Here is a 21,952-nt window from a genome sequence, read left to right as displayed (position 1 = left end):
CCCCATGAGCACCCCCACCGAAGAATCCCCTGCCCCCGCACCCGCACCCGCCCCCGCCCCCGCAAAGCCCCGCCACACCGCCCGCATCGCGGCCGCCGCCACGCTCACCGCCGCCCTCGGCCTCGGTCTCATCGCCTGCGGCCAGGGCTCCGGCCACCACCCCGCTGCCGACATCAAGGTCGACAACGCCACCGCCGCACCGGCCACGGCCGGCCCGCACGCCCCGCTGAAGAAGTCCCGGCCGACGGGCCTGCGCATACCGGCGGCCGGTGTCGACGCGCGGTCGATGCTCGATCTGGCCGTGGGCGCGGACGGCGCGCTGGAGGTGCCGTCCGTGGACCAGGCGGACGAGCCCGGCTGGTGGACCGGTGGTGTCACGCCCGGCGAGAAGGGGGCCGCCGTCCTGGTCGCGCACTACGACACCGCGCGGGGGCCCGCGCTGATGAAGGACGTGGCGAAGGTGAGAATGGGGGACGAGATCGAGGTGCCGCGAGCGGACGGGAGCACCGCGACGTTCAAGGTCCGCGAGATACAACAGGTGGACAAAAAGAACTTCCCCACCCATAAGGTGTATGGGGCGACCGACCGTCCCGAGCTGCGCCTGCTGACCTGTGGCGGACCGATCAAGGACGGTCACCGCACCGACAACATCATTCTCTACGCCGACCTCGTGCCGTAGCCGGAGCTGCGGCGCGCCCCCGACCCCCGCGCCGCGACGGGGCAGCCCCAGGGCCGCTCCACCGGCAGGCAGGAGTGCAGTGCACCGGAGCCGTCTCGCGCTCGCTGCGGCCGTCGTGCTGCCCGCCGTCCTGCTGGCGGGCGGCTGCGGCGACCCCGGTGGTCTGCGGGGCGCGGGCGCGACGCCCACCGCGGAGGCGCCGACCCGCCTGTGGCCGAAGCTGCCGCTCCCGTCGACGGCCGCCGAGGACTACGGCACCGTGGAGAGCGTGCCGGTCAAGGGCGTGGACGTACCGGACGGGGACCTGCACCAGGCCGATCCGGTCACCGTCGTGAAGACCGACTTCGACAAGAACCCGGGGACGTACGACCGCGCGGACGCGGTCTACAAGGAGACCGTCCGGCAGCTCGCGGACTGCGACGGCGGCCAGGTCGGCGACGCCAAGTGCCCCGTCCTGAAGGCCTACTACCGCGACCTCACCGGGGACGGCAAGGACGACCTCATCGTCGGCGTCCGGCTGGCCCGCGGGCACGCCGAGAACCTCGACATCCGCGCCTACGCCATGGAGAAGCGGCAGCTCACGCAGATCATGGCCATGAGCGACTCGGTGCTCGGCGTGGAGCTCGCGGGCCGCGAGGTGATCGTCCGGGCCGTCTCCGGCATGCAGGACTACGAGTACCGCACCGTCTGGTCCTGGGACCCGCACCGCGGGGCCATGCTGCCGACGACCGACGAGATCGTGCGCTCCCCGAACGCGCCGAAGAGGAAGCCGTCCCGCAAGCCCGACCCGGGGGCGAGCACCCGGCCCGTGCCGTCCCCGAGCGACGGCCGATGAGCCACCGGCTGCCGCGCGGGCCGCGGCTTCCCGCCTGGACGGCGACGCTGACCTGGAAGGCCGCCGTCTTCATCACCGTCATGTGCTGCGCGCTCGCGGCGCTCCTGGGCGCGCTCGTGCACGTCTCGGTGACGAACCAGACCGTGGGCCAGGCCCGCGAGCACGCCCTGGACCGGCTCGACGACGCCACCGAGGCGTTCGAGGCGGGCGACGATCTGGGCCCCGGCGCCGGGGTCGATCCGCCGGGCCTTCCCGCGCGGCTGCGGGATCTCGCGGCGGGCGGTGAGCGCGGCACGATGGTCGACGCCCATGACTCCCGGCCGACGATGTGGGCCGCGGGGCCCGCCAGGGACGGGCGCGCCCTCGCCGTCCAGGTGGACTACGCCCAGGGCGCCCGCACCATCGACGGGCTCGACCGGGCCATCCTCGGCTCCTCGGTCCTGGCGATCGGGGCGACGCTCCTGGTCGGCGCGTTCGCCGTGAGCCGGGTGACGCGGCGGCTGCACCAGACGGCGACCGTCGCCCGCCGGATCAGCGCGGGCGACCTCGACGCCCGGGTGAACGACCCGCGCACGCGGGAGCCGGCACGCCGGCAGGACGAGGTGGCCGACGTCTCCGGCGCGCTCGACACGATGGCCTCCTCGATGCAGGGCAAGCTCCAGAGCGAGCAGCGGTTCACCGCGGACGTGGCGCACGAGCTGCGTACACCGCTGACCGGGCTGCACGCGGCGGCCGAGCTGCTTCCGCCGGGCCGCCCCACGGAGCTGGTGCGGGACCGGGTGGCCGCGCTGCGGACCCTCACCGAGGACCTCCTGGAGATCTCCCGGCTCGACGCGAAGAGCGAGCGCGTCGACCTGGACGACCACCATCTCGCCCCACTGGCCGAGCGGGCCGTGCGGGGTTCGGCGGTCGACGCGGAGCTGGTCGTCGTACGGGACGTGTGTGTGGTGACCGACCGGCGGCGTCTGGAGCGGGTGCTCGGGAACCTCATCGCCAACGCGGCCAAGCACGGGCGCCCGCCGGTCGTGGTGACCGTCGACGGCCCGGTGGTCTCGGTGCGCGACCACGGCGACGGATACCCCGGCTACCTGGTGGAACACGGGCCGCAGCGGTTCCGCACGGAGGGCACGACCCGGGGCCACGGGCTCGGCCTGACCATCGCGTTGGGCCAGACGGCGGTGCTCGGCGCCCGGCTCTCGTTCGCGAACGCGGCGGACGGCGGGGCGGTCGCGACGCTGACGCTGCCCCACGAGGAGTCCGGCCGGGACCGTGCCGCGGGCTCCGACGGAGCGCTCTGAGGGGCGGTTTGACGCCGCGTGACCTTTTGCGTGCGCAGGATGCCGATTTTAGTGTGAATCGCGGCCTATGACCCATCTTTCGGGGGTTGGCGGCCGGCATCGCATCCGCACTTCTCGCAGAGGAGATCTCATGTCGCTTCGGCCCACCGCCACCCGCACCCGGCTCGGCATACTCGCCGCCGGCGGCGCGCTCGCCGCCCTCACCCTCACCGGACCGGCCTTCGCGGCCGACGACGCGGGCAGCGGTCATCCGCGCGTCTACAAGGGCCGCGTCACCGCCAAGAGCGGGCTGCTGCTGCGCACCGCCCCCACCCGGGGCAGCAAGGTGGTCCGCAGCGTGCCGTACGGCAAGGTCGTCTCGATCTACTGCAAGACGACCGGCGACCACGTGTCCGGCAACAACCGCTGGTACCTCCTCACCAACGGCACCTGGGCCTGGGGTTCGGCCCACTACATCGCCAACATCGGGCCCGCCCCGCGCTGGTGCTGACGCACCACAAGGGAACGGTGACATAAACGGACATTGGGGCCTATCGCTTGCTACGTTCCGGGCATGACCGGAACAGCGACGGCGCCCTCCTCCGTATCCGCTGTTCGCGTACCCCGGCGCCGTGGCACCGAGGTCGCACTGATCGTCGTGGCCGTCCTGCTCTCGGTCTACGGCTACTGCGACGTCGGCCTCGCCAAGAACGGCACCGTGCCGCCCGGCGCCGCAGGTTACGGCGCCGGGCTCGGCGTGCTCGCGCTCCTGGCCCATCTCGCGATCCGCTTCCGCGCGCCGTACGCCGACCCGCTGCTCCTGCCGATCGCGGTGCTCCTCAACGGCCTGGGTCTCGTCCTGATCTACCGCCTCGACCTGGAGACGCCCGGCGACGAGGCCGCGCCCACGCAGCTCGTCTGGTCCACCGTCGGGGTGACGCTCTTCATCGCCGTGGTGGTCCTCCTGCGCGACCACCGGGTGCTCCAGCGCTACGCGTACATCTGTGTCGTCTCCGCGCTCGTCCTGATGATCGTGCCGATCTTCTTCCCCGCCGTGAACGGCGCCCGGATCTGGATCAGGGTCGGCGGATTCTCCATCCAGCCCGGCGAGTTCGCGAAGATCCTGTTCGCGATCTTCTTCGCCAGCTATCTGGCCGCCAACCGCAACGCCCTCGCCTACACCGGCCGTACGGTCTGGAAGCTGACGAGGCTCCAGCTGCCGACCGGGCGCGTGCTCGGTCCGATCGTCGCGATCTGGCTGCTCAGCGTCGGCGTCCTCATCCTCGAACGGGACCTCGGCACCTCGCTGCTCTTCTTCGGGCTCTTCGTGATCCTGCTGTACGTCGCCACCGGACGGACCGGCTGGATCGCGGTCGGCATGATGCTCGCCGGGGTGGGGGCCTTCGCGGTCGGCTCGCTCGAACCCCACGTGCACGGCCGGGTCGAGGACTGGCTGCACCCCTTCGCGTCCATCGAGGCGGGCGACGGGCCCAACCAGCTGGCCCAGTCCCTCTTCGCGTTCGCGGCCGGCGGGATGCTCGGGACCGGGCTCGGACTCGGGCACTCCATCCTCATCGGGTTCGCCGCCAAGTCCGACTTCATCCTGGCGACGGCGGGCGAGGAGCTGGGTCTTGCCGGGCTCGCCGCGATCTTCCTGCTCTACGCGCTCCTGGTGGAGCGGGGCTTCCGGGCCGGGCTCGCCCTGCGGGACTCCTTCGGGCGGCTGCTCGCGGTGGGGCTCGCCTCGATCGTCGCGCTCCAGGTCTTCGTGATCGCGGGCGGGGTGACCGGGCTCATTCCGCTGACCGGCATGGCGATGCCCTTCCTGGCGCAGGGCGGCTCGTCGGTCGTGACCAACTGGATCATCGTGGCGCTGCTCATCCGGCTCAGCGACTCGGCGCGCGGCCAGCCGGTGGGGCCGCCCCCGCGGGAGGACGCGTGACGAGGTACATCCGGCATGCCGCCGCGTTCTGCGCGCTGCTCCTGATCGCCCTGCTCGTGAACGCGACCCGCGTCCAGGTCGTCCAGTCCGAGTCCTTCGACGAGAACCCCGCCAACCGCCGCCAGGCCATCGCCCGCTTCGGCCAGCCGCGCGGCGACATCATGGTCGACGGCCGCGCGGTGACCGGCTCCCGGGACACCGGGGAGCAGCTCCGCTACGAACGGACGTACCGGCACGGTCCGTTGTACGCGCCGGTGACCGGGTACGCCTCGCAGGTCTACGGCACGACCTTCCTGGAGAACGCCGAGGACGACATCCTCTCCGGCACCGACCCGATGCTCGCCCCGCTCCCCCTGTGGAACGACGTCAGCCGCGCGCGGAATCCCGGGGGCACGGTGCGGACCACGCTCCGGGCGGCGGCGCAGCAGGCCGCGTACGCGGGGCTCGGCGGCAAGAAGGGCGCGGTCGCCGCGGTCGAACCGTCCACGGGGAAGATCCTCGCCCTGGTCAGCACCCCTTCGTACGACCCCGAGCGGCTCTCCGGGACGAACGGGTCGGTGGCCCGGTCCTGGGCGGCGCTGAACGGCGACCCCGACAAGCCGATGCTGAACCGGGCGATCCGCCAGACCTACCCGCCCGGTTCGACGTTCAAGGTGGTGACGGCCGCCGCCGCGCTGGACGCGGGCACGGTCACGGACCTGGACGCCGCCACCAAGTCCCCCGACCCCTACACGCTGCCCGGCACGAGCACCCAGCTGACGAACGAGGTCGACGGCTGTACGAACGCGACCCTGCGCCATGCCTTCGCGTGGTCCTGCAACACGGTCTTCGCCAAGCTGGGCGCGACCACGGGCCTGGACGCCATGGTGGGCACGGCGCGGAACTTCGGCTTCAACGACGGCGGCCTGAAGATCCCCTCATCCGTGGCGGCGAGCAACTTCGACACGTCGATGGACAAGGCCCAGCTGGCGCTCTCCTCGATCGGCCAGTTCAACACGCGCGCCACGCCCCTTCAGATGGCGATGGTCTCGGCGGCGGTGGCCAACGGCGGCTCGGTCGAGGCGCCGCACCTGGTGGACGAGACCACGGCCGACGACGGCGACGTGGTGGCGAACACCGGCACCAAGTCCCTGCACCAGGCGATGAACCCGGCCACGGCGATGCAGCTGCGGGAGATGATGACCGACGTCGTCGAGGAGGGCACCGGCGGCAACGCGGCGATCCCCGGGGCGACCGTGGGCGGAAAGACCGGCACGGCCCAGCACGGCGTCGACAACTCCGGCACGCCGTACGCGTGGTTCATCTCCTGGGCCCAGAAGTCCGACGAGCCCCAGCCCTCGGTGGCGGTGGCGGTGGTGGTGGAGGACGCGGCGGCGGACCGGGGCGACATCAGCGGCGGCGGCAGCGCGGCCCCGATCGCGAAGGCGGTGATGGAGGCGGTGCTGGGCGGGGCCTAGGGCGGGGCAGCCGCCTCCACGCGGTCGCGGCTCAGGGGTTCGGGGCGGCGCCCGAGGTGATCATGTCCTCGACCTCCGCGACCCGCAGTCCCTCTTCCTCGGCGAAGCGTTCCGCGTCCAGCTTTTCGGCGATCTCCTCGTCCTGGGCCATCAGCTGGTCGAGGTTGGTGTTGCCCATCTCGAACACGCCCATGTCGACGTACGCCTCCTGGAGGCGCTTGCCCCACAGGCCGATGTCCTTGACACAGGGCACGATGCGGCTGAAGAGCAGCTGCCGGAAGATGGCGAGGAACTCGGAGTTCTCGCTGGCCTCCTCGGCCTCCGCCTTGGGGATGCCGAAGTTCTCCAGGACCTCGACGCCGCGCAGCCGGTCCCGCATCAGGTAGCAGCCCTCGATGACGAATTCCTCGCGCTCGCGCAGCTCGGCGTCGGAGAGCTGTTTGTAGTAGTCCCGCAGGGCCATGCGGCCGAAGGCCACGTGCCGGGCCTCGTCCTGCATGACGTACGCGAGGATCTGCTTGGGCAGCGGCTTGTCCGTCGTGTCGCGGATCATGCCGAAGGCGGCGAGCGCGAGGCCCTCGATGAGGACCTGCATGCCGAGGTAGGGCATGTCCCAGCGGGAGTCGCGCAGGGTGTCGCCGAGCAGGGCCTGGAGGTTGTCGTTGATCGGGTACAGCATCCCGATCTTGTCGTGCAGGAAGCGGCCGTACACCTCCGCGTGCCGCGCCTCGTCCATGGTCTGGGTCGCGGAGTAGAACTTCGCGTCGAGGTCGGGGACGGACTCCACGATGCGTGCCGCGCACACCATCGCGCCCTGTTCGCCGTGCAGGAACTGGCTGAACTGCCAGGAGGCGTAGTGCTTGCGCAGCTCGCCCTTGTCCCGCTCGGTCATCTTCGCCCAGTGCCGGGTGCCGTAGAGGGAGAGGGACTCGTCGGGGGTGCCCAGGGGGTCGTACGGGTCGACCTCCAGGTCCCAGGCGATGCGCTTGGCGCCGTCCCACTGCTTGTCCTTGCCCTTCTGGTACAGGGCGAGCAGCCGGGCACGGCCCTCGTCGTACTCCCAGCTGAAGCGGGCCGCGCCGTTCGCCGGTATCTGCCAGATGTTCTCGTCAGGGGCGTGCGTGTAGAGCTCGTGCGTGGACACTGACGGCTCCTCGGGATTGGCCTGGACATCTCCGTAATCGCCTCGTACTGCCGGTAGTTGGCAGGCTCACATGGTCGTAGACGTGGGGTCAACAAGTCGTGCGCAAGGGATTGACGCCCTTGCTGACAGGCAGTCTCATAAGTCGTGACCGCCGGTAACTCTGACGACGAGGCAGGGGCAGAGCCATGACGACCATCACGGAGGACGCGGCGATCGAGGGGCTGCGGGACGCGCTCGGACTGCTCAAGGACCGGGAGCAGGTGGCCGAGCGGCTGCTCGACTCCTCCGCCAAGCACTCCTTCGATCCCGACAAGGAGCTGGACTGGGAGGCACCCTTCGAGGAGGGCAAGTGGTTCTGGCCCCCGGAGCTGGTGTCCCTGTACGGCACGCCGATGTGGCGCCGGATGAGCGAGGAGCAGCGCATCGCGCTCTCCCAGCACGAGGCCGCCGCGCTCGCCTCGCTCGGCATCTGGTTCGAACTGATCCTGATGCAGCTGCTCGTACGGCACATCTACGACAAGCCGGCGACGAGCGCCCATGTGCGGTACGCCCTGACCGAGATCGAGGACGAGTGCCGCCACTCGAAGATGTTCGCGCGGCTCATCTCGCGCGGTGACACCCCGTACTACCCGGTCAGCGCGGTGCACCGGAACCTCGGCCGCCTCTTCAAGACCATCTCCACGACGCCCGGTTCGTTCACGGCCACGCTGCTCGGCGAGGAGATCCTGGACTGGATGCAGCGCCTGACGTTCCCGGACGAGCGCGTCCAGACCCTTGTGCGCGGCGTCACCCGCATCCACGTCGTGGAGGAGGCCCGCCATGTGCGGTACGCCCGCGAGGAGCTGCGCCGCCAGATGGTGACGGCGCCGCGCTGGTCCCAGGAGTTCACCCGCCTCACCTCGGGCGAGTTCGCCCGCGTCTTCTCCGTCGCCTTCATCAACCCGGACGTCTACACCAACGTCGGCCTGGACAAGCGCGAGGCCATGGCCCAGGTCAAGGCGAGCGCCCACCGCCGCGAGATCATGCAGACGGGAGCCAAGCGCCTGACGGACTTCCTGGACGACATCGGGGTGCTCAGGGGCGCGGGACGGCGGCTGTGGAAGAGCTCTGGACTTCTGGCGTAGCCGATCGGGTACGCAGGGTTCCGGGGCGCTTGTTCGAAAGGGCGGTTACGCTGCGAGGCATGACCTCGCCTGCTCCCACCCGCGCGTACCGGCGCCTCAGTGTCGAAGAGCGGCAGCGGCAGCTCAAGGAGGCCGCCCTGTCCCTCTTCGCGGTGCGCGCACCCGACGAGGTCTCGCTCGACGACGTCGCGGAGGCGGCCGGGGTCTCCCGGCCGCTGGTCTACCGCTACTTCCCGGGCGGCAAGCAGCAGTTGTACGAGGCCGCGCTGCGGTCCGCGGCCGACGAGCTGGAGCAGTGCTTCGCCGAACCGCCCGAGGGCCCGCTCACCCAGCGCCTGGCGAACGCCCTCGACCGCTACCTCGCCTTCGTCGACCAGCACGACGCGGGCTTCAGCGCGCTCCTCCAGGGCGGCAGCGTCGTGGAGACCTCGCGGACCACCGCCATCGTGGACGAGGTGCGCAGGACGGCCGCCGAGCACATACTCGCCCACCTGGAGGTCGTGGGCGCCACGGGCCCGCGGCTGCGGATGACCGTGCGGATGTGGATCACCTCCGTCGAGGCGGCGTCCCTGATCTGGCTGGACGAGGAGAAGCAGCCGCCGCTCGACGAGCTGCGGGACTGGCTCGTCGAGCAGTTCATGGCGGTCCTGGTGGCCTCCGCGGGCCGCGACCCGCAGACCGCGGAGGCGGTACGGGTCGCGCTGGCCATGGAGAGCCCCGACGGCCCCGCGGGCTCGCTCGCCCGGCGGGTCCTGCCCGTGGTGAGCGACGCGGCGCACCTGCTGTGACGCCCGGCCCCCGGCTGCTGTGACACTGGCCGGGTGAAGAGCGAAGACACCCCCTTCGTGGGTGGCCCCCTGGACGGCCGCGTCCTGCCCGTCCTCCTCGGCCCGACCGGCCACCCCCCGAAGGTGTACCGCGTCCCGGTGCCGGACGAGGCCGGCGGCCCGCCGACCGTGCTCGTGTACCGCCGCACGGCCAAGGCCGCGGGCAAGCGGCTCGGGCTGCACCAGGGCTGGCGGTACGAGTACGACCCCGAGGCCGACACGGCCGGGTCCGGTCTGAAGTGGCCCTGGTCGAAGCCGGGCGGGGCGGGCTGAGCACAGGCTTGGCAAGGGCGGCGCGCCGTGGGGCCCTGGACGGGTGACCGCATTGCGCCAACCCGCGCACCCTCCGGAGGCGGCCCGCCCGGGCGCGGCCGATGCTCGCGGAGCGGGGCGGAGCCTCCGCCGCGCGCCGGAGGTGATGGCATGTCAGGCAGGTTGCTGCGAGGGGTGTGCACGGGCGCGGTGGTCGGGGCCCTGCTCGCGCCCGCCGCCCCCGCGTACGCCGTCCCGGGGCCCGACGGCACCGGGGAGCGGCCGGTCTCCGAGCTTCTGACCGACCTTCAGGAGCTGTACCGCAAGGCCGAGGAGTCGACGGAGACGTACAACGCGACCGCGGAGAAGCTGAAGGAACAGCGCGCCGAGGTCACCCGCCTGAACGGCAGCCTGGCCCGCGCCCGGACCTCGGTGCGCGACAGCCGGGGCGCAGCGGCCCGCTTCGTCCGGCAGCAGTACCAGGGCACCTCGCAGATCTCCCCCTACGTACGCCTCCTGCTGGCGCGCAACGCGCAGCAGGCCCTCGACCAGGGGCATGTGATCGGGCGGGCGGCGGCGGAGCGGGCCGCGACGGTGAAGCGGCTCGTCGGCGGCGAGAAGACGGCGTCCGAGCTGGCGGCCAGGGCGAAGGGCGCCCTGGAGACCCAGCTGGCGCTCGCGGCCCGGCAGAAGGAGGCGCGCGACACGGTCAAGGGGCAGCTCAAGGAGGTCGAGGAGCTGCTCGCCGGGCTGAGCGCGGAGCAGCTCGCCGAGCTGGCGCGGGCCGAGGAGGAGGGGATGGCCGCGGCCCAGCGGAGGTTCCTCGCGTCGGGGTCCCTGAGCGGGTCCGCGGGCTCCGCGCCGTCACGGCCGCCCTCACGGCGCGGGGACGAGGCCGTCGACTACGCCGTGCGGCAGATCGGCAAGCCGTACAAGTGGGGCGCGGAGGGGCCCAAGGCCTTCGACTGCTCGGGGCTCACCTCGCAGGCGTGGGCGGCGGCCGGCAAGGACATCCCCCGCACCTCGCAGGAGCAGTGGGCCAAGCTGCGGCGGGTCTCCCTGCGCAAGCTGCGGCCGGGCGACCTGATCGTCTACTTCCCCAAGGCCACGCATGTGGCGATGTACCTGGGCGACGGCATGGTGGTCCAGGCCCCGCGCCCCGGAGCCCGGGTCAAGGTCTCCCCCATCGCGGCGAACCCCCTGCTGGGCGCGGTACGCCCCGACCCCTCGGCCAAGCCCATGAAGGGCTATGTGCCGCCGAAGCTGCCCCGGGGCGCGCGCAAGGGCGGCGACGCGGGGTACGGGCGGGCGGGAGCACCCACGGCGTGATGCTCCCGCACGAGGGGATCAGCCCGTCAGGGACGCCAGGTACGCGTCCGTCTTCTCGGGCTCGTAGAAGAAGTTCTCGAAGTCCGAGGGGTCGTTGAAGCCGTTCGCGAAGCGGTCCGCGGCCGGCTGGAGCTGGCCCGCGGCGCCGATCAGGTTCAGGACGTTCTCCGGCGGCGGCGACAGCATCGCGTTCGTCCACTTGGTGACGTGCTGGGCCGTCTCCCAGTACCGGTCGAACGTGGCCTGCATCCACGCCTCGTCGAACGGCTTGTCGCCGTGCCCGATGATCGAGGAGAGGTACGCGGCCGCGCACTTGGACGCCGAGTTGGAGCCCTGTCCGGTGATCGGGTCGTTGGCGACGACCACGTCCGCGACGCCGAGGACGGCGCCGCCGCCGGGCAGCCGGCCGATCGGGTTGCGCACGGTCGGCGCGTAACGGCCGGACAGCGTGCCGCCCGCGTCCGTCAGCTCGACCTTGGTGGCCCGCGCGTACTCCCACGGCGTGTACTTCTCCAGGAGCTCCAGCGTCAGCGCCAGGTGCTCGGAGGGGTCCTTGATGCCCTGGAAGACGTCGAGCGGGCCGCCCGGCACGCCCTCCCAGAACAGGATGTCGGCGCGGCCGGAGGTCGTGAAGGTCGGCATGACGAAGAGCTCGCCGACGCCCGGCACCAGGTTGCACCGCACCGCGTCGAACTCGGGGTGCTCGGGCCGCGGCCCCATCCCGTGGACGTACGCGACGGCCAGCGCGCGCTGCGGGGCGTCGTACGGGGAGCGGGAGGCGTCACGCTCGAACATCGAGACCAGCTCGCCCTTGCCCGCGGAGACGAGCACCAGGTCGTACGTGCGGGAGAAGTAGTCGAGGTCCGAGACCGCGGCGCCGTGGATGACCAGCTGGCCGCCCCGCTGCGCGAACGTCTCCATCCAGCCCGCCATCTTCACGCGCTGGTCGACGGACTGGGCGAACCCGTCCAGCTTGCCCACCCAGTCGATGACGCGGGAGGAGTCCGGCCCGGCGACCGAGACGCCGAGGCCCTCGATCTTCGGGGCCTGCGACTCCCAGAAGTTCAGCTGGAGGTCGCGCTCGTGCTGCAACGCCGTGTGGAACATGCACTGCGTGGACATCACACGGCCGGACCGGACCTCGTCCGCCGTGCGGTTGGACATCAGGGTGACCTCGTACCCCTGCGACTGGAGTCCGAGGGCGATCTGGAGCCCGGCCTGACCGGCTCCGACGACGAGTATCTTCCGCATGCGGCAACTTCTCCTACTGCTCAAGCAAAAACTATTCGGGGGTTGCTTCGAGGGCGTGACCGACGAGCGAGAGCAGTGACTCGATCACCGAGATCCGCTGCCTCGCGTCCATGATCAGCACCGGTATGTGCGAGGGGATCGTCAGCGCCTCGCGGACGTCCGCGGGCTCGAACTCCTCGGTGCCGTCGAAGTGGTTGACGGCCACGACGTACGGCAGTCCGCAGCTCTCGAAGTAGTCGAGCGCGGGGAAGCAGTCGGGGAGCCTGCGGGTGTCGGCGAGGACGACGGCACCGATCGCGCCGCGCACCAGGTCGTCCCACATGAACCAGAAGCGCTGCTGCCCCGGCGTGCCGAAGAGGTAGAGCACCAGGTCGTCGTCGAGCGTGATCCGGCCGAAGTCCATGGCGACCGTGGTCGTGGTCTTGTCCGGGGTCGCCGTGAGGTCGTCGGTGTCCTCGCTCGCCTGCGTCATCAGCGCCTCCGTCTGGAGGGGCGTGATCTCGGAGACCGCGGTGACCAGGGTCGTCTTGCCGACGCCGAAGCCGCCCGCCACCACGATCTTCGTCGCGATCGGGGCCCGGGTGCGGTCCGTCTGCCAGGCTTGGAGGTTCTCGTCCGGGTCGGGCCCCGGACGGCGGAGTTCAGAGACGGCGGAGTCCACTCAGCACCCTTTCGAGCAGTGCGCGGTCCGGCTGTCCCGGGCCGTGGCCCGTTCCGTACACGCGGATCTTTCCCTGGTCTGCGAGGTCGCTGAGCAGTACGCGGACCACGCCGAGCGGCATCTTCAAAAGCGCGGCGATCTCCGCGACCGTACGCATACGGCGGCAGATCTCGACGATGGCCCGCATCTCCGGCATGACGCGGGCGGTGGCGTTGCCCTGCGGCAGCTCGCGGCGCTCCTCGGGAGCCTCCAGAGCGGCCACGAAGGTCTCCACGAGCAGGACGTGGCCGAAGCGGGTGCGCCCGCCGGTGAGCGAGTACGGGCGTACTCGGGCGGGTTTGCGTTCGCCGCCCCGCTGGGGCAGCTTGCCGGGCTTACTGCTCATCGGACGCTCTCCATCGACTGGCGCAGCTCACTGCGGAGTTCGGGGGTGAGGACATGCCCGGCGCGGCCGACGAAGAGCGCCATGTGGTACGCGACGACGCTCATGTCGCAGTCCGGGGTGGCGTGCACGCCGAGCAGCGAGCCGTCGCTGATCGACATGACGAAGAGGCTGCCCTCCTCCATCGCGACGACGGTCTGCTTCACGGGCCCCGCGTCCATCAGCTTCCCGGCGCCGATGCACAGGGAGCCGAGGCCGGACACGATGGTGGCGAGGTCGGCGCTGGAGCCCTTGGGCCCCGAACTGTTGTCGACCGTCTCCTCGTTCCTCGCGGGGTCGGAGGAGAGCAGGAGCAGGCCGTCCGAGGAGACGACCGCGACCGACAGGAGGCCAGGGACCTCCTCGACGAGGTTCGTCAGGAGCCAGTGCAGGTTGCGTGCTTCGCTGCTCAGTCCGAACGCGGCCGGGCCGGCCTTGGGGCCGCCGGGGGACGAACTACCGGTGGGCGAAACGCCGGTCGCTGAAGCGCCGGTGCCTGAAGCGTCGGTGCCTGAACCGCCGGTGGAAGATCTGGGCGAGCGCATGGGCGCAGTCAATTACTTGCCTCCTCGACTGTGTCCCCCATGTTTTCGGTCTCTTCGGTCCGTTCGGTCAGCTCGGCCTCCACGTCGCGGCGGCCGCTGATGGCGCCCTGGTGGAAGCCGCCGAGACGCTTGCGCAGCGCTTCGGCGTCCACGGAGCCGCTGCGCGCCTTGGGCACGGTGGGCTCGGGCGCGGTGATCTTGGGTGTGCGCTTGGGGAGGCCCTTGTCGGTGACGCGCTCCCACTTGGGGGCGGGGGCTTCCGGGGCTTCTTCCGGGGCTTCCGCTTCGGGGGCCTCCGTCTCCTCCGGGGCCTCCTTCAGGGTCTCCTCCGGGACGGGTGGAATCGCGAGTTCCATGGTCGTCTCGGGCGAAACGTCGGGCGCGGCCTTGGGCTCCGCCTCAGCGGCCCGCACCGTCTGCTCCGCGGCCGCGATCAGCGGGTCCGCGTCCACTGGTACGTCCGGCGCGTCCGGTACGTGCGGCGCGTCCTGTACGTCGGGCGCGTCCTGCGCGGCCGTCGCGGCTGCCCCCGAGGCACGCCCCGGCAGCACGTTGGAGTTCGCCTCGGCCTCCGAGCCGGGCAGGTGCACCGCGGGCGCGGCCCCGGCGACCGGGACGCCGACCGGCGGCGCACCCATCGCGGGCGCCGCGGCGAGGATGGACTTCGGGAGCACCACGACCGCGGCGACGCCGCCCTGCTTCTGCTCGCGCAGCCGCACCCGTGCCCCGTGCCGCGCGGCGAGCCGTGCCACCACGTAGAGGCCGAGCCCGAGGCCGTCCCCGCTCTCCTGGTCGTACGCGTCGTCCGGACGGAACTCCGCGAGGCGGGCGTTGAGCTCGCCCATGCGGTCCTCGGTGACGCCTATGCCCTCGTCCTGCACGGAGAGCATCACCTCGCCGCTCTCCAGGAGCCACCCGGAGACCTCCACGGAGGCGTCCGGCGGCGAGAACGAGGTCGCGTTCTCCAGGAGCTCGGCGACCAGGTGGCTGATGTCGTCCGCGGCGAAGCCGGCGACGTGCGCGTGCGGCGGCAGCGTGGCGATGCGCACCCGCTCGTACCGCTCGATCTCGCTGACGGCGGCGCGCACGACGTCGACGAGCGGGACCGGTCCCGGGTGCTGGTGGCCGTGCTCGGCACCGGCGAGGACCAGGAGGTTCTCGCTGTGGCGGCGCATGACCGTGGCGAAGTGGTCGAGCTTGAAGAGCGTGGCGAGGCGGTCGGGGTCCTGCTCGCGGTCCTCCAGGTTCTCGATGACGGCGAGCTGCCGCTCGACCAGGCCGAGCGTGCGCAGGGCCAGATTCACGAAGGTGCCGTGGATGGACTGGCGCACGCGCTCCAGGTGCGCGGAGGCCTCGGCCAGTTCGGCGCGCAGGGTGGCGCGCTCGTCGGCCATGGACTGCCGCTGGCCGATGAGGTGCTTGCGGTCCGCCTCCAGCGTCGTGAGGCGCTCGGTGAGGGCGGCGGCGTGCTCGTGCAGGGCGTTGACGGACCGGACGACCTGGGCGAACTCGTCGTCGCGGCCGGTGAAGCGGATGGGGTCCTGGGGCGCGGGCTCGTGGGCGAGCCGGGCCGAGCCGATGCGCAGGACGGCGAGCGGGCGGGTCAGGCTGCGGGCCATCGCCATGGAGACGCCGACCGCGACGAGCAGCGTGACGCCGATGAGGGCGACGCGGATCTCCAGGGCCGTCACGTCGTCGTCGCGCAGCGCGGCGAGGTCCTTGGTGCGCTGCACCGTGAGCGCCGACTCGGCGCCGCGCATCATGTCGATGCGGGCGGAGAGCGCGGCGTCGAGCTTCTTGCGGTCGTAGCCGCGCTCGGCGGCGGAGAGCGTGGGCTGGTCGGTGAGGCGGTCGAGGTACTTCTCGGCCGTCGTCACCTCGCTGCCGGTGACCGCCGAGTCGTACGTGGTGCGGGCGCCGTCCGTGGCCGCGTCCCGGAAGTCGGCGAGGGCCGCCTGCGCCCGGACGTGGGCCTGCTGGCCGGCCGCGCTGAGGGCGTCGCGGGTCTTGCTGACGGCCGGGGACTCGTCGACCACGGTGGTGGGCAGGCCGGTGACGGGGTCGACGCCGGTGCTGGTCTCCGTGGAGCTCGGGACGGCGAGGGTGGCGAGGAGGAGGCCGCGGGCGCTCGCCGCCTGCTCGACGGCGTGGTCCAGGTCGGCGAGGGCGTACCCGCCGGAGCCCGCGCGGGGCGGGGTCTTCTCGGCGAGTTCGCGGGTGAGGCCGTGCAGTTCGGTGATGACGTTCGAGTACGCGGTGTGGGCGTCCAGAGCGGTGCTCTTGCCGGTGAGCGCCGCTCTGCGCACGGCCGCGATGTCGGCGAGGTCCCCCCGCAGGTCCGCCGGGGCGTCGGTGGTGCGCAGTTCGTCGATCTGACGGTCGACGCGGGCGCTGCGGCTCTCGGAGAGCCCCTTGCCCTGCGGACGGCCCGCGGCGATGAACGCGGTGACCTCGTCGCGTTCGTCGGCCAGGGAGTGGCCGAGGGACACGGCGTTCTGGGTGCGCTCGGCGAGGGTCACCAGACGCTGCGCGTCGCTCAGTTGCCCGGAGGCGGCCATGATGGCGGGCGCTCCGGCGCCGGCGATCGCGGCGGCCACCACGGCGACGGCGACGATCAGCCGATTGCGCACGCGCGCGGTGGGCTTGGAGTTGACGGACTTCACCGGCTCGGCGGGCTTTGGTCCGTCAGGAACCGGCGTGGCGGGCTTTGGTCCGTCGGGAGCCGGCACGGCGGGGGCTGTGTGCTCTCCCGTCGTGGGCTCGGGGTTCTCTCCCGCTGTGGGCTCGGGCGAGCGCTCCGCAGGGGTGGTCGCGCCCGGCGTGGCCCCTTCGGAAGCCGTCTGCTTGCCCTTGCGCCCAGGCCGCATCTTCTGCACCGGTGCTCGCATTCTTGTTTTTCGTCTGCCCATGGGCCCGGGTGACGATCCGTCAACACACGCGCCCCCCGGTACGGCTCCAGACCCTTCCAGTGCCGATGGGTGGCAGTCGTGCATCACATGCCTGGCCACCCGAAGGAGTGAACATCGGCGGGGAGTTGGCGAGCAAGTCTCCGAACGGGCGGAGAGTCCCGGCCACGGAGCGCCGGTTGGACGTCGACCGCAGGCTTTGGCAGGATGCGCCGCCACACGCCGCTGGAAGCGATCATTCCGACTGAAATCCGGCGTCTGACCTGCTGGTCCGGGCCAACCCCCGGCTTTTCGCGGCCTCCCGGACGCCTTGTGAAGGCCTCGTGCAGACTGGCCGGATGCGCATCGAACTCGCCACCGAGCCCGGCGACCCCGCACGCCCCAACGAGGACCATGCCGCGGTGATCCTTCCCGCTGCCGGACAAGGCGGTTCGCTCGTCCTGCTCGACGGGGTGACTCCGCCTGCCGGGGATGACGGCTGTCTGCATTCCGTCCCCTGGTTCACGGCGCGACTCGGGGGCGCACTGGGCGAACTGTCCGTTTCGCGACGGGATATGACGCTCTCTGAGATCCTCGCGGCGGCGATCGCGCGCACCGCCGAGGTTCATCGCCACACGTGTGACCTTTCTCACCCGCGCACGCCTCAGGCGACCGTGATTCTGGTGCGTTGGGACGAGGAGCAGGTCGAACACCTCGTCCTGTCCGACTCGGCGCTCCTGGTGGCGGGCCCGGACGGCCGGATCACGCCGGTGCTCGACCGGCGTCTGGCGCAGCTGCCCCCGGCGGTCCGGGCGATGCGTGACGCGGTGCGCGCGCTGCCGCGCGGTTCCGCCGAGCGGGCGGAGGCGGGCCGGGCGTACGGCGCCGCCGTCGAGGCCCTGCGGAACGCGGAGGACGGCTTCTTCACCGCGGCGGCGGACCCGGCGGCGGCGGACCGCGCGGTCACCGGCACCTGGCCGCGCGCGGAGGTGACCGCGGTGGCGGCCCTGACGGACGGGGCCGGCCGCTGGGTCGAGACGTTCCGGCAGGGCGACTGGGCGGAGTGCTTCGCGCTGCTGCGCAAGGACGGTCCGCAGCGCCTGGTGGACCGGGTGCGGGAGCTGGAGCGCGCGGACCCGGAGGGCACGGCGTACCCCCGCGGCAAGCGCCACGACGACGCGGCCGTCGTCTACGCGGAGTTCTGAGCTCAGGACTCCGCGGACGTGTTCAGCTGCCGCAGCAGACGGGCCAGCTCCGCCACCTCGTGCCGGTCCCAGCCGGCCAGCTGCCGCACGTACCGCTCGCGCCGCGCGGCCCGCACCGTACGGAAGCGCGTCCGGCCCTCGGTGGTGAGGTGGACGAGCCACGCGCGCCCGTCGGCGGGGTCGGGTTCGCGCGCGACGAGCCCCAGCTCCTCCAGGGCCCGCAGCTGACGGCTCATGGTCGCCTTGCCGACGCCGATGAACGCGGCGAGATCCGTGGCGCGCTGCGGGCCCGAGTCGTCGAGGCAGACCAGCAGTCCGTACGCGGCGGGCTCCAGGTCGGGGTGGACCTGGCGTGCCATCTCGCCGGACGAGGCACGCGCCCGGCGCAGGAGGAGCGTCAACTCCCGCTCCAGGGAGAGGAACTCACGATCGACCCCCCTGTTCACGTCGACTCCACCGTCGTTCTCGCCCTCGTGCACTTCAGCACCCATGGCACGCTTTCTTTCCGGATCAGAGAAGTTTTCCGCCCCGCACGGCGGCAGACATCCGCGTCGGCCCATCGCCGCAGCTCGCCCAGTATTTCGTAACGCCCCCGGCGGCCATGCCCGGGACACCGCCGCAGGAGTAGACCAACGGCAGACACCGGATCCCCTTCCCAGCCGCGGGTCTACGTGCGTAGCGTCGTACATGACATGTTCACACCAGGAGCATGTCGCGAGGTCCCCCCACGAGCTCCGACGAGCTCACCGAGGCCCACGGAGGCACGCCCATGCCCGTGCACAGACCCGGAACGCCCCGCCGCTCCCGCCGGTCGGCGGCAGGAATCCTGCTCTCAGTCCTCTCCGCGCTCTCCCTCCTCCTCACCCTGCCGGGCGCCGCACAGGCCGCCGACGGCGACGACACCCCGGCCCGCGGCTCGGCCCGCATGGGCCAGGGCGTCATCGAGCACGACGGGCAGGGCAGTCTGCCCCCCGGCGGCGACGCAGTACAGACCGAAGGCGTGGACGTCAGCAGCCATCAGGGCAACGTCGCCTGGTCCACGCTCTGGAACAGCGGCGTGAAGTGGTCCTACGTGAAGGCCACCGAGGGGACGTACTACAAGAACCCCTACTTCGCCCAGCAGTACAACGGCTCGTACAACGTCGGCATGATCCGCGGCGCCTACCACTTCGCCACGCCCGACACGACGAGCGGCGCCGCCCAGGCCAACTACTTCGTGGACAACGGCGGCGGCTGGTCGCGGGACGGCAAGACGCTGCCGGGCGCGCTCGACATCGAGTGGAACCCGTACGGGGCGGCCTGCTTCGGCAAGTCCCAGTCCGGGATGGTCACCTGGATCCGTGACTTCCTGAACCAGTACAAGGCGCGCACCGGGCGCGACGCGGTGATCTACACGGCCACCAGCTGGTGGAAGCAGTGCACCGGCAACTACGGGGGCTTCGCCGCCAACAACCCGCTCTGGATCGCCCGCTACAACACCTCGCCGGGCGAGCTGCCGGCCGGCTGGGGCGTCCACACGATGTGGCAGTACACCTCGACCGGCCCCACGGTCGGGGACCACAACAAGTTCAACGGCGCCCTGGACCGGGTACAGGCGCTCGCCAACGGCTGAGCGCCCCTCGGCCACGCACACGTGGGCCCGGGACCCCTCGCGGGGCCCCGGGCCTGCACGCGCCGGCCTCCTCCGTCACGCGGCGGCCGGAACCCTCACCTCGGCCTCCGTCAGGGCCAGTTCGAGCACCTGGCGCACGTCCGTCACCGGGTGGACGTCCAGCTTCTCCAGGATCTCCGCCGGGACGTCGTCCAGATCGGCCTCGTTGCGCTTGGGGATGATCACCGTGGTGATCCCGGCGCGGTGCGCGGCGAGCAGCTTCTGCTTGACACCGCCGATCGGCAGGACGCGCCCGGTCAGCGAGACCTCACCGGTCATGGCCACGTCCGTGCGGACGAGCCGGCCGCTGAGCAGCGACGCCAGGGCGGTCGTCATGGTGACGCCCGCGCTCGGCCCGTCCTTGGGGACCGCGCCCGCCGGGAAGTGGATGTGCACGCCGCGCTCCTTCAGGTCGGCGACGGGCAGTTCCAGTTCGGCGCCGCGTGAGCGCAGGAAGGAGAGCGCGATCTGCGCGGACTCCTTCATCACGTCGCCGAGCTGACCGGTCAGGGTCAGTCCCGCGGCGCCGGTCTCCGGGTCGGCCAGCGACGCCTCGACGAACAGGACGTCACCTCCCGCTCCGGTGACCGCGAGCCCGGTGGCCACGCCCGGCACCGCCGTGCGCCGCTCGGCCGGGTCCTGCGCCGACTCGGGCACGTGGTGCGGGCGCCCGATGAGACCGCGCAGGTCGTCCTCGCCGACGGTGAAGGGCAGCTCCCGCTCGCCCAGTTCGTGCTGGGCCGCGACCTTGCGGAGCAGCCGCGCCACGGACCGCTCCAGGTTCCGTACGCCCGCTTCCCGGGTGTACTCCCCCGCGAGCTTGCGCAGCGCGCTCTCGGCCAGGGTCACCTCGTCCGTCTGGAGGCCCGCGCGCTCCAGCTGGCGCGGGAGGAGGTGGTCGCGGGCGATGACGACCTTCTCGTCCTCGGTGTAGCCGTCGAGCCTGACCAGCTCCATGCGGTCGAGCAGCGCCTCGGGGATGGCTTCGAGGACGTTCGCCGTGGCCAGGAACACCACGTCGCTCAGGTCGAGCTCGACCTCCAGGTAGTGGTCGCGGAAGGTGTGGTTCTGCGCCGGGTCGAGGACTTCGAGGAGGGCGGCGGCCGGGTCGCCCCGGAAGTCGGAGCCCACCTTGTCGATCTCGTCGAGGAGCACGACCGGGTTCATGGACCCGGCCTCCTTGATGGCCCGCACGATCCGGCCGGGCAGCGCGCCGACGTACGTACGGCGGTGGCCGCGGATCTCGGCCTCGTCGCGTACGCCGCCGAGCGCGACCCGCACGAACTTGCGGCCCATGGCGTGCGCCACGGACTCGCCGAGGGAGGTCTTGCCGACACCGGGCGGGCCCACGAGCGCGAGGACGGCGCCGCCGCGACGGCCGCCCACGACCCCGAGGCCGCGGTCGCTGCGCCGCTTGCGCACGGCGAGGTACTCGGTGATGCGCTCCTTCACGTCCTCCAGGCCCGCGTGCTCGGCGTCGAGGACGCGCTGGGCGCCCTTGATGTCGTACGCGTCCTCGGTGCGGTCGTTCCAGGGCAGTTCGAGGACGGTGTCCAGCCAGGTCCTGATCCAGGAGCCCTCGGGCGACTGGTCGCTGGAGCGCTCCAGCTTGTCGACCTCCTTGAGGGCGGCCTCGCGGACGTGCTCGGGGAGGTCGGCGGCCTCGACGCGGGTGCGGTAGTCGTCGGACTCCTCGGCCGTGTCCTTGCTGTCGCCGTTGAGCTCGCGCAGCTCCTTGCGCACCGCGTCGAGCTGGCGGCGCAGCAGGAACTCGCGCTGCTGCTTGTCGACGCCCTCCTGGACGTCCTTGGCGATGGACTCGGCGACGTCCTGCTCGGCGAGGTGCTCGCGCAGCTGCTGGGTGGCGAGCTTCAGGCGGGCGGCCGGGTCGTCGGTCTCCAGGAGCTCGATCTTCTGCTGGGTGGAGAGGAAGGGGGAGTATCCGGAGTTGTCGGCAAGGGCGGAGACGTCGTCGATCTGCGTGACGCGGTCGACGACCTGCCAGGCCCCGCGCTTCTTCAGCCAGCTGGTGGCGAGGGCCTTGTACTCCTTGACCAGTTCGGTGACGGCACCGGGCAGCGGGTCGGGCACGGTCTCGTCGACCTTGACGCCCTCCACCCAGAGCGCGGCACCGGGCCCGGTCGTGCCGGCACCGATGCGCACACGGCTGCGGCCGCGGATGAGGGCGCCGGGGTCGCCGTCGGAAAGCCGCCCGACCTGCTCGACGGTGCCGAGGACGCCGGTCGCGGCGTACCTCCCGTCGATGCGCGGAACAAGAAGGACCTGCGGCTTGCTGCTCCCGTTGGAGCGGGCGGCCGCCTGGGCCGCCTCCACCGCTGCTCGTACGTCGGCGTCGGACAGGTCGAACGGAACCACCATGCCGGGCAGGACGACCTCGTCGTCGAGCGGCAGCACGGGCAGGGTGAGCGGCGTGGACGCCTTCGGCTCAGCGGACTCAGCAGACATG

The 21,952-nt window shown here is 71.9% G+C and carries 20 protein-coding genes; 12 read left to right on the top strand and 8 right to left on the bottom strand.

What is annotated here, in order from left to right; all coding sequences use genetic code 11:
* Window positions 1-4: 4 nt before the first annotated feature.
* The 6 genes from QBL25_RS27600 (at window position 5) to QBL25_RS27575 (ending at window position 6,190) form a co-directional block, all read left to right on the top strand.
* Window positions 5-679, top strand: a complete 675-nt coding sequence (locus QBL25_RS27600) for a class F sortase (RefSeq protein WP_409059659.1) — start codon at window positions 5-7, stop codon at window positions 677-679.
* 79 nt (window positions 680-758) lie between these two features.
* Complete coding sequence (locus tag QBL25_RS27595) at window positions 759-1,514, top strand: hypothetical protein (RefSeq protein WP_409059658.1); 756 nt, start codon at window positions 759-761, stop codon at window positions 1,512-1,514.
* A complete protein-coding gene (locus tag QBL25_RS27590) occupies window positions 1,511-2,812 on the top strand; it encodes an ATP-binding protein (RefSeq protein ID WP_409059657.1) in 1,302 nt (433 codons plus the stop codon). Before QBL25_RS27595 ends, QBL25_RS27590 begins: the two co-directional genes overlap by 4 nt.
* 130 nt (window positions 2,813-2,942) lie before the next feature.
* On the top strand, window positions 2,943-3,302 hold the full coding sequence (locus QBL25_RS27585; protein ID WP_409059656.1) for an SH3 domain-containing protein: 360 nt from the start codon (window positions 2,943-2,945) through the stop codon (window positions 3,300-3,302).
* Window positions 3,303-3,365: 63 nt separating this feature from the next.
* On the top strand, window positions 3,366-4,733 hold the full coding sequence (locus QBL25_RS27580; protein WP_409059655.1) for an FtsW/RodA/SpoVE family cell cycle protein: 1,368 nt from the start codon (window positions 3,366-3,368) through the stop codon (window positions 4,731-4,733).
* A complete protein-coding gene (locus QBL25_RS27575) occupies window positions 4,730-6,190 on the top strand; it encodes a penicillin-binding transpeptidase domain-containing protein (protein ID WP_409059654.1) in 1,461 nt (486 codons plus the stop codon). The genes QBL25_RS27580 and QBL25_RS27575 overlap by 4 nt, the downstream gene beginning before the upstream one ends.
* 31 nt (window positions 6,191-6,221) lie before the next feature.
* Here QBL25_RS27575 and QBL25_RS27570 read toward each other — a convergent pair whose 3' ends face one another.
* Window positions 6,222-7,334, bottom strand: a complete 1,113-nt coding sequence (locus tag QBL25_RS27570) for a ferritin-like domain-containing protein (RefSeq protein WP_409059653.1) — start codon at window positions 7,332-7,334, stop codon at window positions 6,222-6,224.
* A 185-nt stretch (window positions 7,335-7,519) separates the two neighbouring features.
* On the opposite strand from QBL25_RS27570, the gene QBL25_RS27565 reads away from it, so the two are divergent.
* The 4 genes from QBL25_RS27565 (at window position 7,520) to QBL25_RS27550 (ending at window position 10,866) form a co-directional block, all read left to right on the top strand.
* Window positions 7,520-8,458 (top strand): AurF N-oxygenase family protein, encoded by a 939-nt coding sequence (locus QBL25_RS27565; protein ID WP_409059652.1) that lies wholly within the window; start codon window positions 7,520-7,522, stop codon window positions 8,456-8,458.
* Between the two features lie 59 nt (window positions 8,459-8,517).
* On the top strand, window positions 8,518-9,246 hold the full coding sequence (locus QBL25_RS27560) for a TetR/AcrR family transcriptional regulator (protein ID WP_409059651.1): 729 nt from the start codon (window positions 8,518-8,520) through the stop codon (window positions 9,244-9,246).
* 33 nt (window positions 9,247-9,279) lie between these two features.
* Window positions 9,280-9,558: a hypothetical protein gene (locus QBL25_RS27555; protein ID WP_409059650.1), complete on the top strand. Its 279-nt coding sequence runs from the start codon at window positions 9,280-9,282 to the stop codon at window positions 9,556-9,558.
* A 150-nt stretch (window positions 9,559-9,708) separates the two neighbouring features.
* A complete protein-coding gene (locus QBL25_RS27550) occupies window positions 9,709-10,866 on the top strand; it encodes an NlpC/P60 family protein (protein WP_409059649.1) in 1,158 nt (385 codons plus the stop codon).
* A gap of 18 nt (window positions 10,867-10,884) precedes the next feature.
* Here the strand turns inward: QBL25_RS27550 and QBL25_RS27545 are convergent, their stop codons facing one another.
* Genes QBL25_RS27545 through QBL25_RS27525 form a run of 5 tightly spaced genes read right to left on the bottom strand, consistent with a single transcriptional unit; the run spans window position 10,885 to window position 16,632 of the window.
* Window positions 10,885-12,117 carry a styrene monooxygenase/indole monooxygenase family protein gene (locus QBL25_RS27545; protein WP_409059648.1) on the bottom strand — a complete coding sequence of 411 codons (1,233 nt, stop codon included), beginning with the start codon at window positions 12,115-12,117 and terminating at the stop codon, window positions 10,885-10,887.
* 31 nt (window positions 12,118-12,148) lie between these two features.
* The gene (locus QBL25_RS27540; RefSeq protein WP_409059647.1) at window positions 12,149-12,778 is read right to left on the bottom strand and encodes a GTP-binding protein; all 630 of its coding nucleotides are present in this window, start codon (window positions 12,776-12,778) and stop codon (window positions 12,149-12,151) included.
* A complete protein-coding gene (locus QBL25_RS27535) occupies window positions 12,759-13,163 on the bottom strand; it encodes a DUF742 domain-containing protein (protein WP_409059646.1) in 405 nt (134 codons plus the stop codon). The genes QBL25_RS27540 and QBL25_RS27535 overlap by 20 nt, the downstream gene beginning before the upstream one ends.
* Entirely contained in the window at window positions 13,160-13,744 is a 585-nt protein-coding gene (locus QBL25_RS27530) for a roadblock/LC7 domain-containing protein (protein WP_409059645.1), read from the bottom strand. Before QBL25_RS27530 ends, QBL25_RS27535 begins: the two co-directional genes overlap by 4 nt.
* Before the next feature lie 8 nt (window positions 13,745-13,752).
* Complete coding sequence (locus QBL25_RS27525) at window positions 13,753-16,632, bottom strand: nitrate- and nitrite sensing domain-containing protein (RefSeq protein WP_409059644.1); 2,880 nt, start codon at window positions 16,630-16,632, stop codon at window positions 13,753-13,755.
* 356 nt (window positions 16,633-16,988) lie between these two features.
* Here QBL25_RS27525 and QBL25_RS27520 point away from each other — a divergent pair, with 356 nt between their 5' ends.
* Window positions 16,989-17,834 carry a hypothetical protein gene (locus QBL25_RS27520; RefSeq protein WP_409059643.1) on the top strand — a complete coding sequence of 282 codons (846 nt, stop codon included), beginning with the start codon at window positions 16,989-16,991 and terminating at the stop codon, window positions 17,832-17,834.
* Window positions 17,835-17,836: 2 nt separating this feature from the next.
* Here the strand turns inward: QBL25_RS27520 and QBL25_RS27515 are convergent, their stop codons facing one another.
* Window positions 17,837-18,325 carry a MarR family winged helix-turn-helix transcriptional regulator gene (locus tag QBL25_RS27515; RefSeq protein WP_409059642.1) on the bottom strand — a complete coding sequence of 163 codons (489 nt, stop codon included), beginning with the start codon at window positions 18,323-18,325 and terminating at the stop codon, window positions 17,837-17,839.
* 278 nt (window positions 18,326-18,603) lie between these two features.
* Here QBL25_RS27515 and QBL25_RS27510 point away from each other — a divergent pair, with 278 nt between their 5' ends.
* The gene (locus tag QBL25_RS27510) at window positions 18,604-19,446 is read left to right on the top strand and encodes a lysozyme (protein ID WP_409059641.1); all 843 of its coding nucleotides are present in this window, start codon (window positions 18,604-18,606) and stop codon (window positions 19,444-19,446) included.
* Window positions 19,447-19,521: 75 nt separating this feature from the next.
* Here the strand turns inward: QBL25_RS27510 and lon are convergent, their stop codons facing one another.
* Complete coding sequence (gene lon / locus QBL25_RS27505; RefSeq protein WP_409059640.1) at window positions 19,522-21,951, bottom strand: endopeptidase La; 2,430 nt, start codon at window positions 21,949-21,951, stop codon at window positions 19,522-19,524.
* Between the last annotated feature and the right edge of the window lies 1 nt (window position 21,952).

Origin of the sequence: Streptomyces sp. SYP-A7185 (assembly GCF_046103685.1) — a bacterium.
Lineage (GTDB): Bacteria > Actinomycetota > Actinomycetes > Streptomycetales > Streptomycetaceae > Streptomyces.
This window is presented reverse-complemented; position numbering and strand designations above follow the sequence as displayed.